This window comes from Solibacillus sp. FSL R7-0668 (assembly GCF_038006205.1).
Taxonomy (GTDB): Bacteria; Bacillota; Bacilli; order Bacillales_A; family Planococcaceae; genus Solibacillus.
The window spans coordinates 267815-290864 of record NZ_JBBOUU010000001.1 but is presented as its reverse complement, the minus strand read 5'-3'; the positions used below and the strand labels follow the sequence as shown (position 1 = coordinate 290864).

General features: G+C 40.0%; 18 protein-coding genes, 2 pseudogenes and 1 riboswitch. Of the genes and pseudogenes, 5 read left to right on the top strand and 15 right to left on the bottom strand.

The genetic code is table 11. The features are described from left to right. Positions 1–57: 57 nt before the first annotated feature. Entirely contained in the window at positions 58–1515 is a 1458-nt protein-coding gene (locus MKX47_RS01430) for an amino acid permease (RefSeq protein ID WP_340770296.1), read from the bottom strand. 80 nt (positions 1516–1595) lie between these two features. Next, positions 1596–1777, bottom strand: a riboswitch (Lysine riboswitch). A 154-nt stretch (positions 1778–1931) separates the two neighbouring features. On the opposite strand from MKX47_RS01430, the gene MKX47_RS01425 reads away from it, so the two are divergent. After that, complete coding sequence (locus MKX47_RS01425) at positions 1932–3131, top strand: CynX/NimT family MFS transporter (RefSeq protein ID WP_340770295.1); 1200 nt, start codon at positions 1932–1934, stop codon at positions 3129–3131. A gap of 62 nt (positions 3132–3193) precedes the next feature. Continuing rightward, entirely contained in the window at positions 3194–3748 is a 555-nt protein-coding gene (locus MKX47_RS01420) for a restriction endonuclease (protein ID WP_340770292.1), read from the top strand. A gap of 102 nt (positions 3749–3850) precedes the next feature. Here MKX47_RS01420 and MKX47_RS01415 read toward each other — a convergent pair whose 3' ends face one another. From MKX47_RS01415 to MKX47_RS01400, 4 genes are all read right to left on the bottom strand, one after another. Next, on the bottom strand, positions 3851–5419 hold the full coding sequence (locus tag MKX47_RS01415) for an IS1182 family transposase (protein WP_340770287.1): 1569 nt from the start codon (positions 5417–5419) through the stop codon (positions 3851–3853). A 158-nt stretch (positions 5420–5577) separates the two neighbouring features. Next, positions 5578–6636 (bottom strand): nitric oxide synthase oxygenase, encoded by a 1059-nt coding sequence (locus MKX47_RS01410; RefSeq protein WP_340770285.1) that lies wholly within the window; start codon positions 6634–6636, stop codon positions 5578–5580. Positions 6637–6769: 133 nt separating this feature from the next. Then, on the bottom strand, positions 6770–8290 hold the full coding sequence (locus MKX47_RS01405; protein ID WP_340770283.1) for a DUF4179 domain-containing protein: 1521 nt from the start codon (positions 8288–8290) through the stop codon (positions 6770–6772). Beyond that, positions 8268–8828, bottom strand: coding sequence for an RNA polymerase sigma factor (locus tag MKX47_RS01400; RefSeq protein WP_340770281.1), 561 nt, complete (start codon positions 8826–8828; stop codon positions 8268–8270). The genes MKX47_RS01405 and MKX47_RS01400 overlap by 23 nt, the downstream gene beginning before the upstream one ends. 218 nt (positions 8829–9046) lie before the next feature. Between MKX47_RS01400 and MKX47_RS01395 the strand changes: the two are divergent. Beyond that, positions 9047–9624, top strand: a pseudogene (locus MKX47_RS01395) (transposase); the annotation flags it as partial. Between the two features lie 362 nt (positions 9625–9986). Here MKX47_RS01395 and MKX47_RS01390 read toward each other — a convergent pair. Then, the gene (locus MKX47_RS01390) at positions 9987–11051 is read right to left on the bottom strand and encodes an S-layer homology domain-containing protein (protein WP_340770278.1); all 1065 of its coding nucleotides are present in this window, start codon (positions 11049–11051) and stop codon (positions 9987–9989) included. Positions 11052–11321: 270 nt separating this feature from the next. Next, positions 11322–11516 (bottom strand): annotated as a pseudogene (locus MKX47_RS01385) (RNA-splicing ligase RtcB); the annotation flags it as partial. A gap of 166 nt (positions 11517–11682) precedes the next feature. Between MKX47_RS01385 and MKX47_RS01380 the strand changes: the two are divergent. Beyond that, positions 11683–11868 (top strand): antitoxin VbhA family protein, encoded by a 186-nt coding sequence (locus MKX47_RS01380; RefSeq protein ID WP_340770275.1) that lies wholly within the window; start codon positions 11683–11685, stop codon positions 11866–11868. Next, entirely contained in the window at positions 11868–12590 is a 723-nt protein-coding gene (locus MKX47_RS01375) for a Fic/DOC family protein (protein ID WP_340770273.1), read from the top strand. Before MKX47_RS01380 ends, MKX47_RS01375 begins: the two co-directional genes overlap by 1 nt. Positions 12591–12982: 392 nt before the next feature. Here MKX47_RS01375 and MKX47_RS01370 read toward each other — a convergent pair whose 3' ends face one another. The 8 genes from MKX47_RS01370 to MKX47_RS01335 form a co-directional block, all read right to left on the bottom strand. Continuing rightward, the gene (locus MKX47_RS01370) at positions 12983–14209 is read right to left on the bottom strand and encodes an IS110 family transposase (protein ID WP_340770271.1); all 1227 of its coding nucleotides are present in this window, start codon (positions 14207–14209) and stop codon (positions 12983–12985) included. Positions 14210–14740: 531 nt separating this feature from the next. Beyond that, positions 14741–15946: an RtcB family protein gene (locus MKX47_RS01365; protein WP_340770269.1), complete on the bottom strand. Its 1206-nt coding sequence runs from the start codon at positions 15944–15946 to the stop codon at positions 14741–14743. A gap of 4 nt (positions 15947–15950) precedes the next feature. Then, a complete protein-coding gene (locus MKX47_RS01360; RefSeq protein WP_340770267.1) occupies positions 15951–16217 on the bottom strand; it encodes a hypothetical protein in 267 nt (88 codons plus the stop codon). 113 nt (positions 16218–16330) lie between these two features. Further along, positions 16331–17548 carry an amidohydrolase gene (locus tag MKX47_RS01355; RefSeq protein ID WP_340770264.1) on the bottom strand — a complete coding sequence of 406 codons (1218 nt, stop codon included), beginning with the start codon at positions 17546–17548 and terminating at the stop codon, positions 16331–16333. 103 nt (positions 17549–17651) lie between these two features. After that, the gene (locus MKX47_RS01350) at positions 17652–18620 is read right to left on the bottom strand and encodes an agmatinase family protein (RefSeq protein ID WP_340770262.1); all 969 of its coding nucleotides are present in this window, start codon (positions 18618–18620) and stop codon (positions 17652–17654) included. After that, positions 18617–19846, bottom strand: coding sequence for an imidazolonepropionase (gene hutI / locus MKX47_RS01345; RefSeq protein WP_445683603.1), 1230 nt, complete (start codon positions 19844–19846; stop codon positions 18617–18619). Before hutI ends, MKX47_RS01350 begins: the two co-directional genes overlap by 4 nt. A gap of 45 nt (positions 19847–19891) precedes the next feature. Further along, the gene (hutU, locus tag MKX47_RS01340; RefSeq protein ID WP_445683602.1) at positions 19892–21556 is read right to left on the bottom strand and encodes a urocanate hydratase; all 1665 of its coding nucleotides are present in this window, start codon (positions 21554–21556) and stop codon (positions 19892–19894) included. A gap of 58 nt (positions 21557–21614) precedes the next feature. Next, positions 21615–22955: a YjiH family protein gene (locus MKX47_RS01335; protein WP_340770259.1), complete on the bottom strand. Its 1341-nt coding sequence runs from the start codon at positions 22953–22955 to the stop codon at positions 21615–21617. Between the last annotated feature and the right edge of the window lie 95 nt (positions 22956–23050).

Sequence of the window (23050 nt, the reverse complement as noted above, 5' to 3'; positions counted from 1 at the left end):
AAACATTCAAAAATTCGTATAAAAAAAGAAACCTCGGTTAAGAGATTTCTTTTTGGATTATTTATTCGTTAAATCACATTGATCTAACGGCACGATTTTTGTTTTATGTTTTACTTTATAGCCAATCCATAATAATGCGAATAAGGGTAAGCCAATATACGACACAATAACGCCGTACCAGTCAATGCTGTCTCCCATAAAGGCCATATAATTTTGCCCTAATACGACAATCATACAAAGCGCAAATGCAAATAACGGTCCAAATGGGAAGAATTTCGAAACGTACGGTAAGTCGCTTAATGAGTTGCCCTGTGCAACATACGCGCGACGGAAGCGGTAATGACTAATCGCAATACCTAGCCAAGCGATGAAGCCTGACAGCCCCGAAGCATTTAATAACCATATATAGACAACCCCATCACCGAAGAAGGATGCTAAAAAGGACAGACAGCCTACTGCCATTGTCGCTAATAATGCATAAATCGGAACACCACGTGTATTGACCTTTTGGAAAATCTTTGGCGCTTTTCCGTCCACTGATAATTGGAATAGCATACGGCTTGCTGCATATAACCCCGAGTTACCAGCAGAAAGCATCGCTGTTAAAATAATGGCATTCATAACGGATGCCGCAAATGCAATACCTAAGTTTTCAAATACTAATGTAAATGGACTCGTCGCAATATCCTCTGATAGTAAACGTGAATCCGTATATGGAATTAATAAACCAATCGCACCAATGGCGAAAATGTAGAATAATAAAATACGCCAAAACACAGAACGTACTGCTTTTGGAATATTTTTTGCTGGATCATCTGTTTCCCCAGCCGTAACACCTAGCATTTCAGTTCCTTGGAATGAGAAGCCAGCTGCTAAGAAAATACCGAACATGGCCAGGAAGCCGCCGTTAAACGGTGCATCATCAGCAAAGAAGTTTTTGAAGCCTACTGGATCATTTCCTCCTAATAGACCAAAAATCATTAAGAAGCTGACAATGATGAACACAATCACCGTGACAACCTTAATCATTGCAAACCAATACTCTGCCTCACCGTAAGCCTTTACGGATAATAAATTAAACGTTAATACGACAACAATAAATAAAACGGTCCATACTAATGATGAACTATCTGGGAACCAATATTTCATAATTAACGATACGGCTGCGATTTCAGCAGCAATCGTAATGGCCCAGTTATACCAATAATTCCAGCCTAGCGCAAAGCCTAATGCCGGATCAACGAATTTTGTTGCGTACGTACTAAATGATCCTGAATTTGGCATGAATGCAGCCATCTCCCCAAGTGATGTCATTAGGAAGTACACCATAACCCCAATTAATGCATAGGCAAGTAAGGCACCACCTGGGCCAGCCTGTGCAATCGCACCACCAGACGCTAAAAATAGCCCCGTACCAATTGTTCCACCTAGCGAGATCATCGTAACATGACGACTTTTTAATCCACGCTTCAGCACTGGTTTGTTACCAAGCTGATTGATTTTATTTTCACTCATGACTAAATCTCCTTGTAATGCTTTTTGGTAAAATGAAAAGCCGCCACAAGTTATGTGACGGCTTATTAAAACCTCAGAACTTGAAAGATAGCTCAACACATGCACGACACATGTGACAGTTCTGTTCCTTATCGAAAACAGCCCCAGCATTGTTTTTAAGAAGAAAAACAACACTTCGGCAAACATTCCTTTCATAAAGCTTCACCGATTCTTCCCAATCTCCGCTATACTAATCTTAATGTTTGCGACCTCTACCTCACTTTCATGAGGTATACCTATTTAATTCAACAATGTAAATCAGTCTATCATAACAACTTTTTGATAGCAATGACTTTGAATTTTTCTTACTTTTTAGAGAATTCACTCTTCTATTGCGAGTTGTTATAGTAACAATTATTTAGAGAAGGAGCTAGATTATGAATACCGAACAAGTAAATTATCAAAGCAAAAAAATACTATCAAACAAGCAGTTGTTATTTTTTATGATTGTCATTTTTTTATTTGCTTCAACATTACGAGCACCGATCACCGTTGTTGGTCCAATTACCTCATTTATTCGTGATGGACTAGAAATTTCAAATGGGTTAGCGGGCTTTCTAACAACGATTCCACTATTAGCTTTTGCTGTGGTGTCACCATTTGCGCCGCGTATTGCACGAAAATTTGGCATGGAGTGGACACTATTTTATTCAGTGATTTTATTGTGTACAGGTATTATTTTACGTTCGATTGGCGTAACATCATTGCTTGTACTTGGGACAGTATTAATTGGCGTAGCAATTGCCTTTGGTAATGTGCTCATTCCGAGTTATTTTAAATTAAAATTCCCATTACATATTGGTTTGTTAACGGGTATTTATACAGTGTCCATGAATATTTCATCTGGGGTTGCAGTTGGATTAAGTTTTCCAATTGCCCAATCTGCTGGCTGGCAAATTGCGCTTGGCTTTTCCATTATTTTAGTGCTCCTTACACTTATGGTTTGGCTACCGCTATTGCGTAATTCTAAAGTGGAAATGCACACCTCTTCCGTACAAACTATACAGAAAAGAATGTGGCAAAAACCTCTTGCTTGGGCCATTGCTGGAGCGATGGGCTTTCAATCATTTATATTCTATTGTAGTGCGGCATGGATTCCAGAAATATTTATTAGCCAGGGCTTGGATGCGACGTCAGCTGGTTGGATGGTATCAGTCATGCAGTTATCCCAAATTCCGATGACGTTTATCGTTCCAATTATTGCAGGGAAAATGACATCACAGCGCCCGATCGCTTTCTTATTTACGATTTGCTACCTCATTGGGTTTAGTGGGCTATTATTTGAATGGACAAGCCTTGCAGTCATCTGGATGATTTTTTTAGGCTTTGCAGGTGGTGCTTCTTTTGGCTTTTGCCTCATGCTGTTTACATTGCGGACGAATACCGCCTTTGAAGCAGCTGAATTATCAGGATTTGCACAAAGTATTGGCTATTTAGTCGCAGCAATTGGTCCCGTATTATTTGGATTTGTTCACGATGCTACGGACAGTTGGTTAGTACCACTAGTGTTATTTATTATTGTAGCGGTCCTACTATTTATTACTTCGTTTATAAGTGCAAAAAACCGTACAATATAACCAAACATATGTACCCTTTTGTGTTATACTAGGTGTAAGTAAACTAAAGGAGTACAATTGCATTGCGGAAAAAGAGAAGACGAAATAAAAAGCGCATACCGATCTTCCCGCTTTTGTTCATTGCATTAGCAGGATATGCCGGCTGGTCTGTTCACCCTACTTTTGAGGGCATTGGTTACGGGATTGCTTGCTATTTCGTACTATATATCATGTTAAAGCTTTGGCTGAAGTCACGGAAAACAGCCAAGCTTCGTAAATCGGGCATTCGGGAAGTTGACCAAATGAGCGGTGAAGACTTTGAACGTTTTTTAGGGGAGTTATTTAAGCGCCGCGGCTTTAAAGTGAGCTATACCGCTACAAGTGGCGATTATGGGGCAGACTTAATTTTAAAGGATGGTCAAGATGTGATTGCGGTTCAGGCAAAGCGCTATTCAAGCTCGGTTGGTGTCAAAGCCGTACAGGAAATTATCGGGGCAGTCAAAATGTACAACGCCACAGAAGCTTGGGTTGTAACGAACTCGCACTTCACCAGACAAGCGGAAAAATTGGCGGACATTAACGACGTCTATTTAATCGATCGCGAAGAATTGATTCAGTTGATTTTAAATAAAAAGTAAGAAAGAGGCTGGGACATAAATAGTTCTGGTCCACACAAAAAAACGAAATGACGCCATGTCATTTCGTTTTTTTGTGTGGCGAAGTGAAAATGGAGGGCCCCATTACCCCCTTGCCACGTATTTCCGGATATTCACGGCCATCAATGCAATGCCCGTCTCAATCTCGACCTTCGATTCCCCACGAACCGAAAATCGCGTGAAACCTAAATTAGCTTTCAGAAATCCAAAAACTGGTTCTACATCTGTTTTGCGTTGCGCATACAAATGTCCAGCTTTTTCTTCTGAAAGCTTCATGCGTACATATTCTTTTTGTTGTGCCCAGCGCACATTCACCGCCAGTTTCCGATGCTTACCTTCCTCGGCTTTTGTACAATTAGCACGAAACGGACAACCTGTGCAGTTTTCACATTCATACACTTGGAACGTACGCTCAAATCCGTCTTTATCTTTTCGTTTCGACGTATAGCGGAACGTTAACACTTGCCCGTTTGGACACGTATACGTATCTGTTTTTTCATCATACGCCCAGTTGCTCGTTTTGAATGGATCTTGTTTATATTTTTTCGTCTGTTCTTTTCGGAATTGGTTATACGTGATGAGTGCCTCACAGTGGCGCTTCTCTAAAATATCCTGATAATTGGCTTCGCTGCCATACCCAGCGTCCGCCACAATGTGTTTCGGTAAGGCAAAAAAATCCGTTTCGATGCGATCTAAAAAGGGCGTCAATGTTTTCGTATCCGTTGGGTTCGGGTAGACGCCGTATGCCAATGTGTATTGTCCTTCTGTCGCAATTTGTACATTATAACCTGCTTTTAATTGACCATTCTTCATATAATCGTCTTTCATGCGCATAAAGGTCGCATCTTGATCGGTCTTCGAATAGCTATTCCGTGTGCCGAAAATCTCAAAATCACGCGCGTACTTTTCTTTGCGTGTGACCCATTCCGATACTTGTTTCAATAGTTGCTTCGGTGTTTTGCGGGCACTTCGTAACGCTTTTCGTTCTTCGGCTTGCGTAGACGCTTCGATTTTTTCTGTATAATCGGCAACCACTTCTTCTAGCTTTTCTGCCATTTCTTTTAACTCAGAAATTGATAATTGTTCGTCTGATTCGCGCTCAATGGCCGGAATGATTTGGTGTTGAAGCAGTTCTTCATACAAACGGTTTGATTTTTCGATGAGACTCGCCTCATATTTTTCAATCGCACGTTTCCACACAAACGTAAATTTATTCGCATCTGCTTCGATTTTTGTACCATCAATGAAAATGGCTTCTAGATCAATGAGTTTTTCCTCAACCAATTGGCAACGGAATTGCACGAAACATTGGCGAATTAATTCCTGCATCACGGGATGAACACGGAAGCGATTAATCGTACGATAACTTGGTTCGTAGCCTTGCGCAAGCCACATCATGCGCACGCTATCTTTTGTTAAATCCTCGATACGACGCCCTGAAAACGTCGATTGTGTGTAGCCACATAAAATAATTTTCAACATCATACGTGGATGATACGAAGGGCAACCTGTATGTTGGATAAATGGCGCAAATGCTTCATTGGGAATACTTTCAACCAATTCATGAATGACAAACGCAATATCATTTTTTTGTAATTTGATTTCTAAATCAAGCGGTAAAGTTAATTGATTCATGTTATAATCTTTAAACATAAGGACACTTCTTTCGTTTTAAATTTGGTGGTAGGATACTTAAATTTTAACAAAGACGTGTCTTTTTTTGTACTCAAAATCAAAGCCCCTGGAAATTTTACTGTTCGTAAAATTCCAGGGGCTTTTCAGTTAGAGGATGGGTTTTGTCCCAGCCTCTTTTAATACGGCTGTTGTTGATAAAAATAATTTGGTTTTTTCACCGTGTTGTTTATTGGTTGATGATAAATCGAAGTTGTTGCTGGTGACAATGGTGGCACAAGCCATACCCAGTTGCCTGTTACCTCCCGCTGATGATCCTGCTCTTGCTGTTGGAATAACTGAAATTGCTGGGCGGCTGTATGGTGATCCACAATGCTGACACCTGCTTTTTTATAGGAATGCAGCACCGCTAAATTAAGCTCCACTAACGCACGGTCCTTCCATAAAGAAGCATTTCGAGTTGTATCTAGCCCCATTACTTGTGCGACTTCTGGTAAAAAGTTATAGCGGTAATCATCCGCTAAGTTGCGGGCGCCGATTTCCGTACCCATATACCAGCCGTTAAATGGTGCTGCTTGATATTCTACACCCGCAATCGTAAAGCGCATGCTCGAAATAATGGGTACGGCATACCATTGCATCTGTAGCTCACTAAAATCATAATCCGGATGCGTAATCTCCACCTCTAATACGGCTTGTGACGGAAGCTCAAATACTTGTGGCTCCCGATCATCTACTTGAATCACAAGTGGCAGTACATCGTAATTTGTATATTTCCCTTGCCAGCCCAACTGCTCACAAACCTTCGTAAAATCAAGCGAATCCGAGTCCCCTATAATGCCTGCTTCGGTTTCATAGCCCGCATAACGAATGAGCTGATGATTCCAGATGCGCACACGTGTCGGGTCAAATATTGAAATGGCCGGTCGAATTTTGCCATCATTTGTTGCATAGTTGATATGTGCTACCAATGCCTCGAAAATTTGCTGTTCTTCTAGTAATTCTCGGCGATCAAACACGGTTAAGCTGTTCCAAAACAAACGCCCAATGCACTTATTGCTATTGCGCCAGGCAACACGTGCTCCATATGTGAGTTCATCGGTTGTTAATATAAAATCCGGTTGTTGTGCCTGCTGTAGGCGCTGCTCAAGCCAAGCGTCTGACTGCTTTGTTTCTTGTTTATATAAATGAAGAAATTCAATTCGTTGCTGTAATGTTTCTGTAAGCGTTTGATTCATGTATATGACGCCTCCTTACAGTTCATTGTGGCTTGTTTTTTAGCGAAACTCAACGCACATGGTAGCACATAAAACATGTATTTTTCATATATGACTAAAAGTGTTCAAAATCAATAAATTCCTACACACTTTTCTATTCATAAAGTGGAAGGCGCCAAGGTTCTTCTAACGGATTAAATTTCACAACTTTCGTCAAATGGAGCGTAAATTCATCATCTAAGGAATCTAGCCCGTAAACGAGCAAGCTATCTCCATTATTATAAGCGGTATACAATTCGCCCTTTGAATCCTCTAATACCCAGCTATCCAGTTCCTCTTTTATTTTTTCTCGGTCATAATCAATCATTATTTCTGTATAGCGCTCTCGCTGTATAAATGGCCAATCCATTTTCCAACTTGTTTTATTCACTTGTTTCATAGACTTTATGATGACAGGCTCATCATTCAATAAAAGTATCGGTTTATCCTTATTAGAATTTTCCAAGTTTGAAGGCCGGAACTTTACCGACTTCTCAACCGTTTCATGATTTAAAAAGCCTGCAACAACGAGGGTTGGTTTTTCTGCCTTTATAGGGATAAACATTTCTTTTATGGTCTTTTGTTGCTGATCCTCAGAAGTTGAACCTAGTGCTGAAATCACACCATTATTCTCACCAAAATAGCGACCAAAAGTAAAATTCGTTGCAAGTAGCTCGCCATTTTCAGCTTCAATTGTATAGGCTACATCTACTTCTGGTGGTGTATGAACCTTTGCTGATAGCTTCGTTTCTTTTAATGGCTTTGTAAAAGCAGTTGTATAGTTAATTTCCGTTGCAGATGGCGAAAATCGCGCTTCTTCAAATGTGACGCTTACATTTTGCTGTGCATATGTTGCGTTTTGTAAATCCACGATTGTCATCGAGGCTAGCGCTTTTTCGATTGGAATCGGAATGTCCATATCCCAATTACCTTCCTTGCCATTGATGTCCCGAATTTGCCATTTTAGTAGCACGTCCTCTGTCACGTTGGGTGTTCTCAATTCGAAAAAGCCGATATCCCCTTCTTTGTAGCTCCACGATCCGTAATCTTCTTGTGGCAATTCCTCATTGTTTTTATTCACAAATTTCATGTTATTCTTTTCGTTCCAATTATCAAAATGGGGATTTTTTATCTTGCCATTTTTATCGATAATTTGATATGTGAAGGCAATTCGCGTTGAATCTGCCATTACCTCATCCACCCGTACCGTTAGCCCGTTGCTCGTCACCTCATAATTGACCGCTTCTACAAATCCAAGTATCTCTGCCTCCTGTAAGCCTGTATCTACCAGCTCAGTAGAAAAGAAGCTCGTAATCAACTGCGCAAAGCTGGGACTGACTGCCGTCAAAATACCAACAGACAAAACCGCTGCTGCCGCGACACCTGAGCCAACTTTCCAAAGGGTACGTTTTTTCTTATACGGCTTTACTTGTGCTAAAATTTGCGCTTCAAAATCATCTGGTAACGTTGGTGCTTGAAGGGTGTCTTTTAAAAATTGATCTTCCCCTTCAAATAACGCAACAATCTGCTGGCAGCTCCCACATTGTTTGAGGTGTTTTTCAATGTTTTGCTGTTCCTCTTGAGTTAATAATTGATCCGCATATTGTGTTAGCTTATCCACGCTCGGACAGTTCATAATATTCGCCTCCCTCTTTTACTTGCTGACGCATTTTTTTCTTGGAACGATGTAATTTATTGCGTACATCCGACACTGAAATATGCAGCAGCTCACTAATTTCTTCATAGCTGCATTCATTGTTATAGCGCAACAATAAAATCATCCGCTCCTGTTCAGGTAATTGGCTCAACAATCGTTCTAATTGCCGCTCTCTTTCCCTTTTCAAATACACGACTTCCGGGTGATTTTTTTCAACGAGCTGCTCATCTTCAATGGGCTCATTCTTATATTGATATTGTTTTTTTCGTAGCTCATCCATACAATGGTTCATCGCAACACGGTATAGCCAGCTTTTAAATGAGCCCGTTGCCTTATAGTTTGCTAGTTGTTCATAAATTTTAATGAACGCTTCCTGTACAAGGTCCTGCGCCAGCTGTGCATCATACGTCATGCGTAAAATCGTGGCATAAAGTGGGTTTTTATATGTTTGAATAATTGCTGCAAAGGCATTTTTATCCCCTGCCAATACTTTTTTTATAATCGCTTGATCGTCCATCCTCTTCCCTCCTTCATTTACTATAACGGGTTGAAGAGCGAAATCATTTCACTATGTATGAATATTTTCACGAAAATAGATTTTGCCTATGTAAAAGAAGTATTAATAAAAAAAGAAAACCCATTACTCATTCATTTGTAAATTAAATGAGTAAGGGCTCTCGCAATCCAAGTAGATCCATAATCAAGCAATGGGAATTTTAGTATTACTCGTTGCTAGCAATTCCTCTAGTGAAAAAGATCGCTGCCATCCTGCCAAAACAGTTTACAACAGCGCTATTTGACGCTGATTATGATTATGAACCGATTTATAAACAGGCACTAGCGCAAACAATGCGTGTCGTGATTCCGTACAATATTCGAAATGAAGGCGAACATATCGGATTCGATGAACATTTTCGCTCGACTTGTGTACGTGAACATAGCTACTGTTACGACAGCTTTGATGTAAAATACCGTACATTAAAATTTACACGCCCAAAAGAATGTGAAACGTGTCCATTACAGGAGGATTCACTTTGTCAAAAGGTGTTTAAAATCAAATGTGAATCAGATATTAGGAAATACACTTATCCAGCGCGTGGCTCAGAATTATGGAAGAAGCTTTATAAAGAGCGTATTGCAGTAGAACGCGTTAATGCTATTTAAAACAATACTTTCAATAAAATAACATCCGTTACCAAACAGGTAAAAAAGCAAAACTATATTTCAACCTAGTGACGTTTATTTATAATGCCTGTAAATTGGCCGTAGATCGAATGAATGCCTTATTACAAATACAGAACGAAGTTGCATAATTTTAAAAAAAGAAGATTTTGATATAGGGGCAGTCTAAGCTCTTGAAAAATATGATTTATGACATTCATTCATATAACTTAATAAAATCGCCTTAAAAGATTCCTCTACATTTAGAGATAAGACATTTTCCTTCAGCTTCTTTTGGGATGTAATGACCAGGGTGCAGCAGCTTCAATTCAACTAAATCTAATTTTTAAAATCGAAACCGCACCAAGGGAGAAATCTGGCCAAAAATCAGTGCTTTCCTTAAAATCGCTTCAACATTTCTCTTATTGGACTATTTTTTCCTGACAAACGGATTTTTAAATAGTAAAAATGCCAAATTTCTAGTTTCTTGTGAATAATTCGGGTAATAATTAAATTACTTTTCGTGAACTTCTAGGAACATGTCAGCCCATTCTTCAATTTGTTCAAATGCTTCAGGAGTTAATGCAGGGGCGCTAAAGACATAGTGTGCTTTGTCATCAATTTTACTTTTCACAGCAAAAATAATTCCACCATTTTTATCTTTACCGTCAATTGCTACTGAGAAGTTTCCACTTGTAGATCCTAACATTTCAACACTAGTGATTTTTCCACCACCTGGTAAGGATTTAATGAATGAGTACTCAATTTTACCAGGAATTTGGCTTACTTTATTAGCACCTGGAACTGAACCTGTGATAGTAATATTTGGGACATTATTTGAATGTGGTGGGTTTGGTTTAACTTTATTCTCAGGTTTTGGTTCTGGCTTCACAACTGGTGGGTTCGGACTTAACGGCTTACTTGGTTTCGGTGCTTTATCTGGATTCAATGCGCGGTATAAGAATACGGCGTATTGTGCGCGTGATACCGATTGGTTCGGTTTGAACATTCCGTTATCACCCACTGTAATACCGTGTGAGTAAAGCGTTGAAATGTCGTCTTTTGCCCAGTGGTTCGCACCGATGTCGCTAAAAATATAACCCTTTTTGATTGGTAAATCAAATGCTGCGACTAACACTTTTGCCATTTGAGCACGCGTTAAATTGTCGTTCACACCAAATGTGCCGTTTGGATTTCCGTCGAAAATACCAGCGCGGTATACTGCCTGTACATCGTTATAATACGGACTTGATTTCGGTACGTCTTTGAACTCTTTTCCTTCACGTACTGGCTTTAAGTCAAGAGAACGTACGAAAAGTGCCGCAGTGTGTACACGGCTGATAGCTTGTGATGGCCGGAATGTGTTGTCTGGATAACCACCAATGATCCCTTGATTGCGCATTGCCATAATTTCCGTATATGTTGGATAATTTCTTGGTACATCTTTAAATTCTTGAGAAATCTCTACCTTAACATTTTGAGCTTGTACAGGAGCTACCATTACAGGTGAAGCAACCGTCATTGCCAAAAGTCCTAAAAACAGCTTTTTACTCATTTGTGTCTTCCGCTCACTTTCCATTGTATAGTTCTTCCAACTCATTATATATAAGTACAGATCTTCTTCCTAGCTAATTTGACTAACTTTTCACTTTTATAATGCAATTCATAAAACACTAAATTATTATAGGTTACAAAAAAGCAAACAGAACAACACAACTAAAAATTCAGGTTTATTTAATTAAATCTACCCTAAATCAATCATTTATCTTTTAATTGAAACTTAAAACTTTATACACTTTTAAATAAAATCAAAAACACACAGGCATATCCTCACTGCCTGTATGTACATCTACTTCCTCCATTTATCACTCGCCTTAAAATTGTATACGGGCTTAATATGCTTTTGGATGGTCACCGTTTCACCGATTTGCTCGATAATTTCCTGCATCGGCTTGTAGGCCATTGGTGCTTCATCTAATGTTTCCTCTGATACCGAGGTTGTCCAAATACCACTCATTGTCTCTTTAAAATCTTCCATTGATAAGTTTTTCAAATGACTTTACGATTATCGCGTGCGAATTGCTGGGCATCATATCCACAATATAATCCATAAACCATTCATTTCGCTTCAAAGATCTACACGAGCTCATTTGAATTAATCCTTAAACAATATGGTATAATAAACTTACTATTTACGAGGGGTGTATCACATGAATTTAAATTCGCGTTTAGAACGACAAAAACAAATTCAATTTGCTGTGGGTATGGCTGCACTTGATGGTGGGAAACCGACTTCGTTCACACAAAGCTTGTTAAACCAATATGAAAATGGTCAAGTAACTTCTGGTCAGTTAAAACAAGCAATTCTTCAAAAATACGTAAAGGCTTCTAACTAATGGATCCATACGTATATCCAAACTCCAGCGTTTTAATTAATAAACTAAATATCCTCGATGAACAGGAACTTATCGATGTTGAAGCACAATTACTAATCGCCGGAATCATTGATATTCATTCAATTATGGATGATTTAGATTTTCGTAAGTATAGCTCTTTACAAACGATTCACCGTTTTTTATTCGAAGAACTCTATACATGGGCTGGCGAATTTCGCACAATCAACATTTATAAAAGTGAAAGAGTTTTAAATGGACTCTCCATTACGTATAGCAATAAATCTCAAATCATTAGCGATTTAAAACGAATTTTCAAATGGGCTGAACAAATTCAATGGACACATCAAAATCCACAGCTACCTTCTCAGTTTGCAAAACTTTTGACAGATATTTGGCGTGTACATCCTTATCGTGAAGGAAATACGCGAACCGTTTCAATATTTATGAAATTATTTGCTGATAAACATAACTTAACCTTTAATGCAGAGCTTCTTTCTCAAAACGCAGGCTATTTACGAAACGCTCTAGTAATGGCCGGTGTAGATGAAGCACCCGAACCTAGCTATTTGCATCGTATCATTACCGATGCATTAAGTTTAAGCGAAAATGAGATAGTTCATCAGACTGATTCAAATTCAGAAAAGTATCAATCAATTGGGCAATACGATGTGTCCAACTACGAAGGAAAACCGTTTAATACAAAAACAGACGAATCACAATGAGGCTGTCCCAAAAGTTATTGAAATGACTTTTGGTGCACGAGCTGAGTAGATGATTGGGCTTAGGCCTTTTTTTATCTTGCTCATCACCGTTTTAATTAGTTTATTTCTCATAATTACAAAGGCAAAAGTTTATATTTCATATCTTTTAAAATACAAAACAGGTGTAGAAAAAACGACTCATTTTTCTACACCTGTTTATTTTAGGTGCTTATTAGACAGCCCCATTCTTACCTCCAGTCAATAGTTTTTATGAAAATAATTTGTATGTTGGATAGATTTTTTTGTGAGGGTGGGGGTACCCCCACCCTCACAAAAAAATTGCGCATACCAAAGAGACCTAGCGAATGTTCTTTTTTTCGAAAGGTCTGTATGCTATAGTTAATTTACTGTAGTTACGATTTCTGAGCTGGTAGTGCGGACTCATAATCGTACAGAATGTTTTGTGTCAGTAACTGAAAAGCCATTTTCAGAAACTTATTGATACAAGCAATAATCGCGACCTTGTGAGGCTTCCTCTGAGGTTGCGTTTTTAATTTATCGTAATAATCTACAAGGTGATTCCTTGTCTTTTTTCGTAATGTAATCATTGTCTGAATCATAAAGAAAAGGATTTTTCGCAACTTTTTATTGCCCCGCTTATTAATGCGGTCACGATACTGTGTGTTACCAGACTGATAGCGCATAATATCAATCCCTACATATGCATTCAATTGTTTCGCGTTTTTGAAGCGTTTTATATCACCTAGTTCACCAATGATTCGGCAGGCCGTTGTATCCCCAATACCAGGAATTGAATGAAGCACTTGATATTCATTACGTTCCTGCGACATCTTCGTCATTTGTTTCACAAGTAATTCTTTTTTCTCCACTAAATCGGATATACGAGATGCGTAATCACGAATTTGATCGCAGCGAATATCGGTCTCTTTAATCGCTGGATAACTATTCCTAGCTGCCTCTAGTAATAGCACAGCTTTTTCCTCAGCACGTGCTAATGACAAATTTTTTCGTGTATTGGCCTTTAACCGATTTTTAATCACCATTTTTGAATGTGCTAATAAAAAAGTTGGATGAGGATACAACTGAACAATGTTTAAAAAGAGCGCTGAACGTGGTGTGATCAATTGTTCAAGCTCTGGAAAACTAAGGTGTAAAAGCGCATGCATTCTGCTTTTTAATAATGTGATTTCCTCATCCATCTCGTCATAATAACGTGTAAGTCCACGCATCTGTTCATAATAATCATCTTGTACATAAGTTGGCTCACGTTCCATTTTAAAATGGGTTTTCGCTAGCTCATGCGCGTCACTAATATCTGTTTTATTTCGGCGCATTGAAGCCATTTGTAGGTTCGCTTCAAGTGGATTCATCCGACAATATGTATAGCCATAATCAATTAAAAATGTTTCCACTGGTTTTGAGTAAACACCTGTTGCTTCGAAAACAATTTCAGGAGCTTGTCCATCTCGCACTTTAATTTCCTTCATTTGTTCATGCAATTTTTCAAAGTCAATACGTGAATGATTGAGTTCACCTTCAAACTCGCATTGTCGATATTGATCATAAATCGCAACGGTACTTTTTCCTTTACTTACATCTAACGCCACAACATGTTTCATTAAGATTTCTCCTTTTTAGCCAATCATAGAAGTCTTCACATTGCCTTATCGATTCCATTTTCTTATACACGATCTCTTGGACCCAACATACTAAACTGATTCACATAAGGGTGTGAAGTTAGCCGGTTTTTAATACGGATTCTGATATGATCCCAGGGGCTGTTCGGCTTTCCTTCACTTCTACTATAAAAAATAGTAGCACAAACCATGGCCTTGGTTTGTACTACTAATGTTAGTATGTTTTTCTTATTAAGGATAGGCTCTTCACCATAACAGTACGTAAACAAACCGCCTCCTAAGTAAGCTAAATCTTCAGCATAACTGGATTTTCTAGTTTGGCTGCTCTTTTTTGAGATTGTAAACTTGCATCAAAACTTGATGGCTTTGATATAACTTTATAATACTAATATACCTTTCATTGCTTGCTAAATAATTTAGACCTAGCGAAACTAAAGCTTTTTAAAATTATTTAAAATGAGCTTTTATACAATCAAAAATACCTAGGCATCACGTTGCTACCTAGGTACATATCTACCTCACCCATTTATCACTCGCCTTAAAATTGTATACGGGCTTAATATGCTTTTGGATGGTCACCGTTTCACCGATTTGCTCGATAATTTCCTGCATCGGCTTGTAGGCCATTGGTGCTTCATCTAGTGTTTCCTCTGATACCGAGGTTGTCCAAATACCACTCATTGTCTCTTTAAAATCATCCATTGATAAGTTTTTCATCGCGGCTGTGCGTGAATAAATGCGTCCTGCGCCGTGGGGGGCTGATTCATTCCATTCGGCATTGCCTTTACCGATACAAATGAATGAACCGTCTCGCATATTCATTGGAATAACTAGCTGCTCACCCTTTGCTGCACGCACAGCACCCTTTCGTAAAATCATGGCATCTGTGTCGATATAGTTGTGCACCGAATCAAATTGCGATGCATACGCCCACTTCATCTGTTCTGCAATCGTCTTTGCTATTTGCAGCCGATTTTCATGTGCGAAACGCTGTGCTAATTTCATATCGGCAATATAATCATGAAAGAGCTCTCCTTCTAAATAGGCTAAATCCTTTGGTATTAGTGGATTGTCCTGCTTATACGATTGAATCATCGCTTGAATTTCTTGCTGTTTCCCTGCTTGCTTGAATTCAGCAATCTTTTCGGTTAAATCTTCACGCCTTAATGTTTCAAACGCGCGCTTTTGATGCCAATTGGCTACCTTTGCACCGACATAGCGTGAGCCAGTATGGATGAGTAAATAGTGCACACCCGCTTCATCTTTTGCCAGTTCGATAAAGTGATTGCCCCCTCCAAGCGTACCTAACGAACGGTTTGTATAATCGTTTTGTAAGCCCGTTGCCATAAAGTTTTCATTATAAAATTGCTTAAACTGGCGATTTGTTACAGGCGATTCATGTATGTCGTTTCCACTAGGTACATAACGACGAATGGCTGTGTCTAACGCATTAAAATCCACTGATCTTGTGCCGATTTCTGAAACAAGCACGCCACAGCCAACATCGACACCAACTAGATTTGGTACGACACGATCATTCAGTGCGATCGTTGTCCCAATGACACAGCCCTTTCCCGCATGATAGTCGGGCATGATGCGTACCTTTGTCCCGGCCATAAACGATTGGTTCACGAGTTCATCAATTTGCTCAATCGCCGCTTGCTGAGGCTGATTTGTATAAATTTTTGCATCTGTATACTTTCCGTTCACTTCAATCATCTTTTCACACCTTTCGTTTCATCCATTGTTTCGTATGTAGTGCTGCAAATAATAAACTTGCGACAATAAAGTAACTCAAAATCAAAATCAATGGCGCATCATGCATCACAAAACCAAAGCTCACTTCAGATTGCAATGCGACATCACTCAGTGCAAATTGAGGCTGATAGAAAAATGTTTTAACGATGCTGATACATAGCTGCACGGAAAAATAAGCGATATGTACAACTAATGCACCCATTAATGCGATTAATAAATTCCGTTTAAGCATGTGCATCCTCTCCCTTCTTTTCTATACGCAAGGTTGCTATGTAAGTTTCAGATTTTTTGAATTATTATTCTTTATGCCTATAAAAAAGAGAGCTGCAAGAGCCCTCCTCCTCATCATTTTTCAAATGTCACATTCCCCTTAAACAACACATAGTCAATTGAACCGTTTCGTGCAATCGCATGTGCACTACTGACTGCATCAATTAACAAAGCATTCGCTTCATCTCCCACTTTCGGCCAGTGTAGCTCACCTTGCTCGGTTAATGGTGTTATGTTTCCAGAACCAAACTTCCAGCATTGGCCTAGTCGACGTTCATCACTACAATAAAAGCGCTCCGCTAAAATTTTGAGCTTTTCAACGGTATCACCTGTGCCAAATGGTGACCAATGATCCGTTAAGCTATCATGACCGACTGCCACATCAATTCCTGCATTGGCTAAATAAAAAATGGGTATGGTCGGGCGGTTTTGTCCAAATGGTACGGTTGTTGCAATATTAATAGCATGCGCCTTCATTCGGTGCATCAGCTTTTCTAAAGAAGCAGCTGAAATATCTGCTAACGCAAAGGCATGACTAATTGTGACTTCGTTTTTAAATTTATAGTGCTCTAAATAATCCATCAGACGATGAATTTCATACTCTCCTAATGTGCCTCCATCATGCAAATGGATATCGATTCCCTTATCTGCTTCATGTGCTAAACGGACCATCGTTTCTAACGAGCGATTGATGTCTTGATCGACAGTTGCAGGGTCAAGTCCACCAATATGTGTTGCGCCTATTTGAAGCGCCTGCTGCAATTGTGATTCAACTTGTGAATGCAATAAACCATGCTGTGGAAATGCCACAAGTTCGTAAGTGATTTTGTCGCGATAGCTCTGCAAAAGTTCGATTAATAGTTCAACATGCTTTGTACCGATTTGCGGGTCAACATTGCAATGCGTTCGAATATGCGTATGACCGTTTTGAATGAGTAGCTCAATAATCGCCTGCGCTCGCTCCACCATTACTGGAAGCAGTTTCGGTAAAAGCTGCTGTTCTTCTTCAATTCGCGTCCAAATGCCCTTTTTAGCGATTGTCGGTGCTTGCCACGGCCCGCTGTAATACGTTTTATCTAAATGAATATGCATATCCTTTAAGGATGGTAATAATAGCCTGCCCTTTGCATCCAATATTGGGACATGTTCAGATGGGTTTAGTTGCTTTTCAATCTTCTTGAAAACCCCATCTTCAATTAAAATATCCATGAGCTCGGTATTGGTTGCGATGACTTCTCCATCTTCAAATCGATAGCCAATTTCAAGTCTTACATTTTTCATGAGTAAATTCATGCTGGGTCACCTCTACATTTACATTGATTTTATTATACAAAATTTGATGGCGGAACTAATAAAAAAGTGTAAGAGAGCACGAACCCTCTTACACCCATTGTAATTATTTTATATGCATAAATCGCGACAGCATCACCTGTAAAAATGCATACACGCCCACCTTTACAGTCTGTTGCTCGCGCGTGTCGCGGTGCGGATCAAGACAAACAAAGTCCATGCCACGCACAATGTCATATTTTCCAACTTCAAATAATAAATCGAATAGCTCATCGCTGCGCATCCCACCTGGTGTAGAAGCCGGAACTCCTGGTGCATAGGCAATATCCAGTACATCCATATCAACCGTTACGTAAACAATATCGACCTTCGCAGCAAGCTCGGCCATCACTTCACGTATCAACGTTTCCGCACCTTTACGACGCATTTCTTTCAATGTAATTCGGTTCACCCCATAATGATCCGCTGCAAGAATTAAACTCGGCGCATTATAAAAGCCGTGAAGTCCAATATTATAAACGTCCTCACCGCGCACCACACCCGCATCAAGCAACTGACGAATTGGCGTGCCGTTTGTTGGACCATCCGAATCCGTTGCACGCAAATCTAAATGCGTATCGAATTGTAAGATGCCAATTCGTTTGTCAGTATGTAGTTGAAATGCGCGAATAATAGGTGCTGTAATCGAATGGTCGCCTCCGATTTGTACGTAAAAGCGGTTTGGGCAAGCTGTTAGCACCTCACCCATCGCTGCCTCAATATTAGCATGGCACTGCAAAATATTCGTGCCGTGCATTTTCACATCGCCTACATCTGCAACGCGTAGTTCTCGGAAATCAACGTTTTCATCGATGGAATAGGTTGTAAATAGGTGCCATGCTTTACGGAAAAAATCAGGATACTCAGACGCTGCTGATGCACTGATGGAGGAGCGTGATAATGGAATACCTATTAGCACAACATCCACAGCTTCTGGGAATTCCCCGAAGCTGGGCTCAATCCAGTCTTTTACCTTCATATCCTCATGCAACGTACGATTCCACGTCACACTAGGCGTTACAAATAACTCGCTCACAGTAGCTGCCCACCTTTCACAACCACTTGCCCTGCCTTAATGACCGTATCCGTATGATTCATGCCGTAAAAATATTGCAGTTGCTTATAGTTCGGCACATCTAAAATTAAAAGATCTGCCTGTTTTCCTTGCTCTAATGACCCTACTTGATCGCCACGATTGATGGCATAAGCGGCATTAATCGTGGTCGCACACAGCACCTCTTCCATTGTCATGCCCATATTCATACAAGCCAAATTTTGCACAAACGGCAAGCTAATTGTAGGGGATGAACCCGGATTAAAGTCCGTCGAGATGGCAACGGGTACACCACTATCTACCATCAAGCGTCCTCTTGCATACGGTGCGCGTAGGAAAAAGGCTGTTCCCGGTAATAGCACGGCAATCGTTCCGGCCTTTGCCATCGCCTCAATTCCTTCATCTGAAGCAACGAGTAAATGCTCTGCAGAAATCGCCCCTACTTCCGCAGCTAATTCCGCGCCCTCATACGGCTCAATTTCATCGGCGTGAATTTTTGGTGTTAACCCATAAGCTTTCCCCGCTTCTAAAATGCGGCGGGATTGCTCTGGCGTGAAAACACCCTTCTCACAAAACACATCATTAAATTCGGCTAAGCCAAGCTCGGCAACCTTTGGAATCATGTCTTCGATTAAAATTTTGACAAATGTGTCTTCATTGCCTTTATATTCTTTTGGAACGGCATGCGCGCCCATAAATGTAGACACGACGTCAACAGGATGCTCTTGTTGTAACTTTTTCACAACCTCTAGCTGCTTTAGCTCAGTTTCCCAATTCATGCCGTAGCCTGACTTTGCCTCAACCGTTGTAATACCGTGACGTAAAAAATTATTTAAATGATTATATGTTTTTTCATACAGTTCATCAAAGCTTGCCTCACGCGTTTTCATTGTTGTGTAATGAATGCCGCCACCTGCATTCATAATTTCCATATAGCTTTTTCCAGCGAGGCGCATATTCAATTCATGCTCACGTGTACCGCCATGCACTAAATGTGTATGGCAATCCACAAGACCTGGTATCACAATTTTCCCAGTGGCATCAATCACTTCCGCACTTTGTACTAAGTGCGGAAAGGATGCTTCAAGTTCTTCAAGTGGTGCCATCATAACAATTCGCTCGCCATCTAAAAGCACACATACATCCTTCAGCAATCCAAGCTCACTCATCTGTTCTTTTCGACGAGGCCCTTTTACATCAGACTGCATCGTAATGACTTCATTTGCATGTTTAATTAAAATTGCCACGATTCATCATCCTTTTAACATTGGCATATGAACGCCTTTTTCTTTTGCTGTACGAATTGCGATTTCATAGCCTGCATCCGCGTGACGTACAACGCCCATCCCTGGATCTGCTACTAATACGCGATTAATTTTATCTGCTGCTAGCTGTGTACCATCTGCTACTAACACTTGACCAGCATGTTGTGAATAGCCCATGCCAACCCCACCACCATGATGAATACTTACCCAGCTTGCGCCTCCTGCTGTATTGACTAATGCGTTCAATAACGGCCAGTCTGATACCGCATCTGAACCATCCATCATGCCTTCTGTTTCGCGGTTCGGCGATGCAACAGAACCCGAATCTAAGTGATCACGCCCAAATACAATTGGCGCTTTTAATTCACCGTTTGCGACCATTTCATTAACTTTTAATGCAAAGCGGTGACGATCCCCATAGCCCAACCAGCAAATACGCGCAGGTAAACCTTGCCACTTCACCATTTTTTGTGCCATATCAATCCAGTTGACTAAGCCTTCATCCTCTGCAAACATTTCCTTCGCAAGCTGATCTGTTTTATAAATATCCTCAGGGTCTCCCGATAATGCTGCCCAGCGGAATGGTCCTTTTCCTTCGCAGAATAATGGACGGATATAGGCTGGTACGAAGCCAGGGAAATCAAAGGCATTTTCAACACCCATTTCCTTTGCATAAGCACGAATATTATTACCGTAATCAAATGTTTCTGCACCTGCTTCTTGGAATTCAAGCATTGTACGCACATGCTCCGCCATCGTTTCTTTTGCACGGCGCTCATATGTTTTGACATCTGATTTGCGTAGCTCTAACGCTTCTTGTAGCGTCATTCCATTTGGTACATAGCCGTTAATTGGGTCATGTGCTGAAGTTTGGTCTGTTACGAAATCTGGGATAATGCCACGATTTAATAGCTCGCGGTTAACATCGGCACAGTTGCCAACTAAACCGATTGATGCCGGTGTTTTATCAGCCGTTAATTTTCCGACTAATTCCACCGCTTCATCCACTGTTTCGACAAGATAATCACAGTAACCCTCTTTCATTTTGCGTTCGATGCGCGTTCGATCGACTTCGACAACTAAAATAACGGCACCTGCCATTTTTCCAGCTAGTGGTTGTGCGCCACTCATACCGCCCATACCACCTGTTAATATAAACTTCCCACGTAAATCAGCTGTGCCAAATTTCTTTTTCCCTGCTTCTACAAAGCTTAAATATGTTCCTTGTAAAATACCTTGCGCGCCGATATAAATCCATGAGCCCGCTGTCATTTGACCATACATCATTAAGTTGCGTTCTTCTAACTCATAGAAATGATCCCAATTCGCCCAGCCTGGTACTAAATTGGAGTTGGCAATTAGTACGCGAGGGGCATTTTCATGTGTTTTAAATACCGCAACAGGCTTCCCCGATTGTACAAGCATTGTCTCATCATTTTCTAAATTTTTTAGTGTTTCAATTAATTTTTCAAAGCTTTCCCAATCACGTGCCGCCTTACCAATCCCGCCATACACGACTAACTCATCTGGATTTTCGGCTACTTCTGGGTCTAAATTGTTCATTAGCATACGCATTGCTGCCTCTTGTGTCCACCCTTTACATGTTAATTCAGTTCCTCTTGGTGCTCGAATATTTGTTTTAAACATTGAAATCGCTCCTTTTAATAGATAAAAAAGTATCATTATTTACAAGACTTCTAAGCTAAAGCGCCTAAAATAGTAGAAATGCTATTGGCGTGACGATAATTAATGTCAGCACCACACGCTCAAACCAAACGATGATCATTTGACGAATCGTTAGTGGGATATCCGTTGATAAAATGACTGGTATTACCGCTGAGAAGAATAAGATTGCCGAAATCGAAATCACCGCAATGATAAACTTTGTCACCATATCGGCACTTGCAACAATGACTGCCGGTAAAAACATTTCAGCAATAGATACAGACATTGCTTTTGCAGCAAGCATCGGCTCTGGAACTTGCAGGAGGTACGTAAATGGCGCGAAAATATACGCTAGCCAATCAAATAATGGCGTATACGTAGCAAGAACCAAGCCTAATAATCCAATTGATAAAATCGAAGGAATGACCCCCATCGCCATGACCAAGCCATCCTTCAAATGTATATATAGGTTCTTTCCTAATGAAGGATTAGCAGCTGCTCCCTCCACCGCTTCTGCCCAAGCCGTTTTCAAGCGATCTTTCGTTACTACTTTTTCCGGCTGTGGTATCGCATCCTCATAATATTCATTTTTTATTTTGTTTAATGGATAAATACGTGCTGTAATTGCTGTTACAATAAATGTCACAACGAGCGTTACCCAGAAAAACGCATTCCAATGCTCCATTAAATCAAGTGTTTTTGCGACAATGACCATAAATGTTGCCGATACTGTGGAGAAGCCCGTCGCAATAATGGCCGCCTCACGCGCTGTATATTTCCCTTCTTTATACACTCGGTTCGTTAAAATTAAACCGACCGAATAACTCCCTACAAATGAAGCGACCGCATCTACTGCTGAGCGACCTGGTGTTCTGAAAACAGGCTTCATAATTGGCTGCATAAGCACGCCTATAAACTCAAGCAGTCCGTAACAAACCAGTAAGGCTAAAAATACAGAGCCAATCGGAATTACTAACCCAACAGGCTTAATTAATTTTTCTAATAAAAACGGACCGATATCTGGATTAAATAACCAAGCTGGACCAAAACCGAAAATAAGCATAACCCCTGCTACAAGTCCACCAATCTTAAAAATAGAGAGCACCATTGTTACAGATGAGGTTTTCCATTTTTTCGTGACAAATGGATAGACCGCGCCAAGCACAAGTAAAATTAAAACATAGCCATTTACTAGAACCGGCATGTACGTAGAAAAAGCACTAACAACGTGATCAACTAAGATGGTTTTCTTGCCATTCCATTCAAATGAAACAAAGAAACTAAAAATACCAATGAAACTACAAATAATCATTTTCACAAATAAAGACAATTCGGATTTTTCGACTTTTCCAACCTCTTGATTTTGCTCCTGTTGATAATTTGTCATTTTCCCACCCCTTTGTTCCACTATAAATTTCTTTTTATTTAGAATAAATAGAAAAAACCATGTCGTTATAGTAAATTTATATAGGAATAAGATGT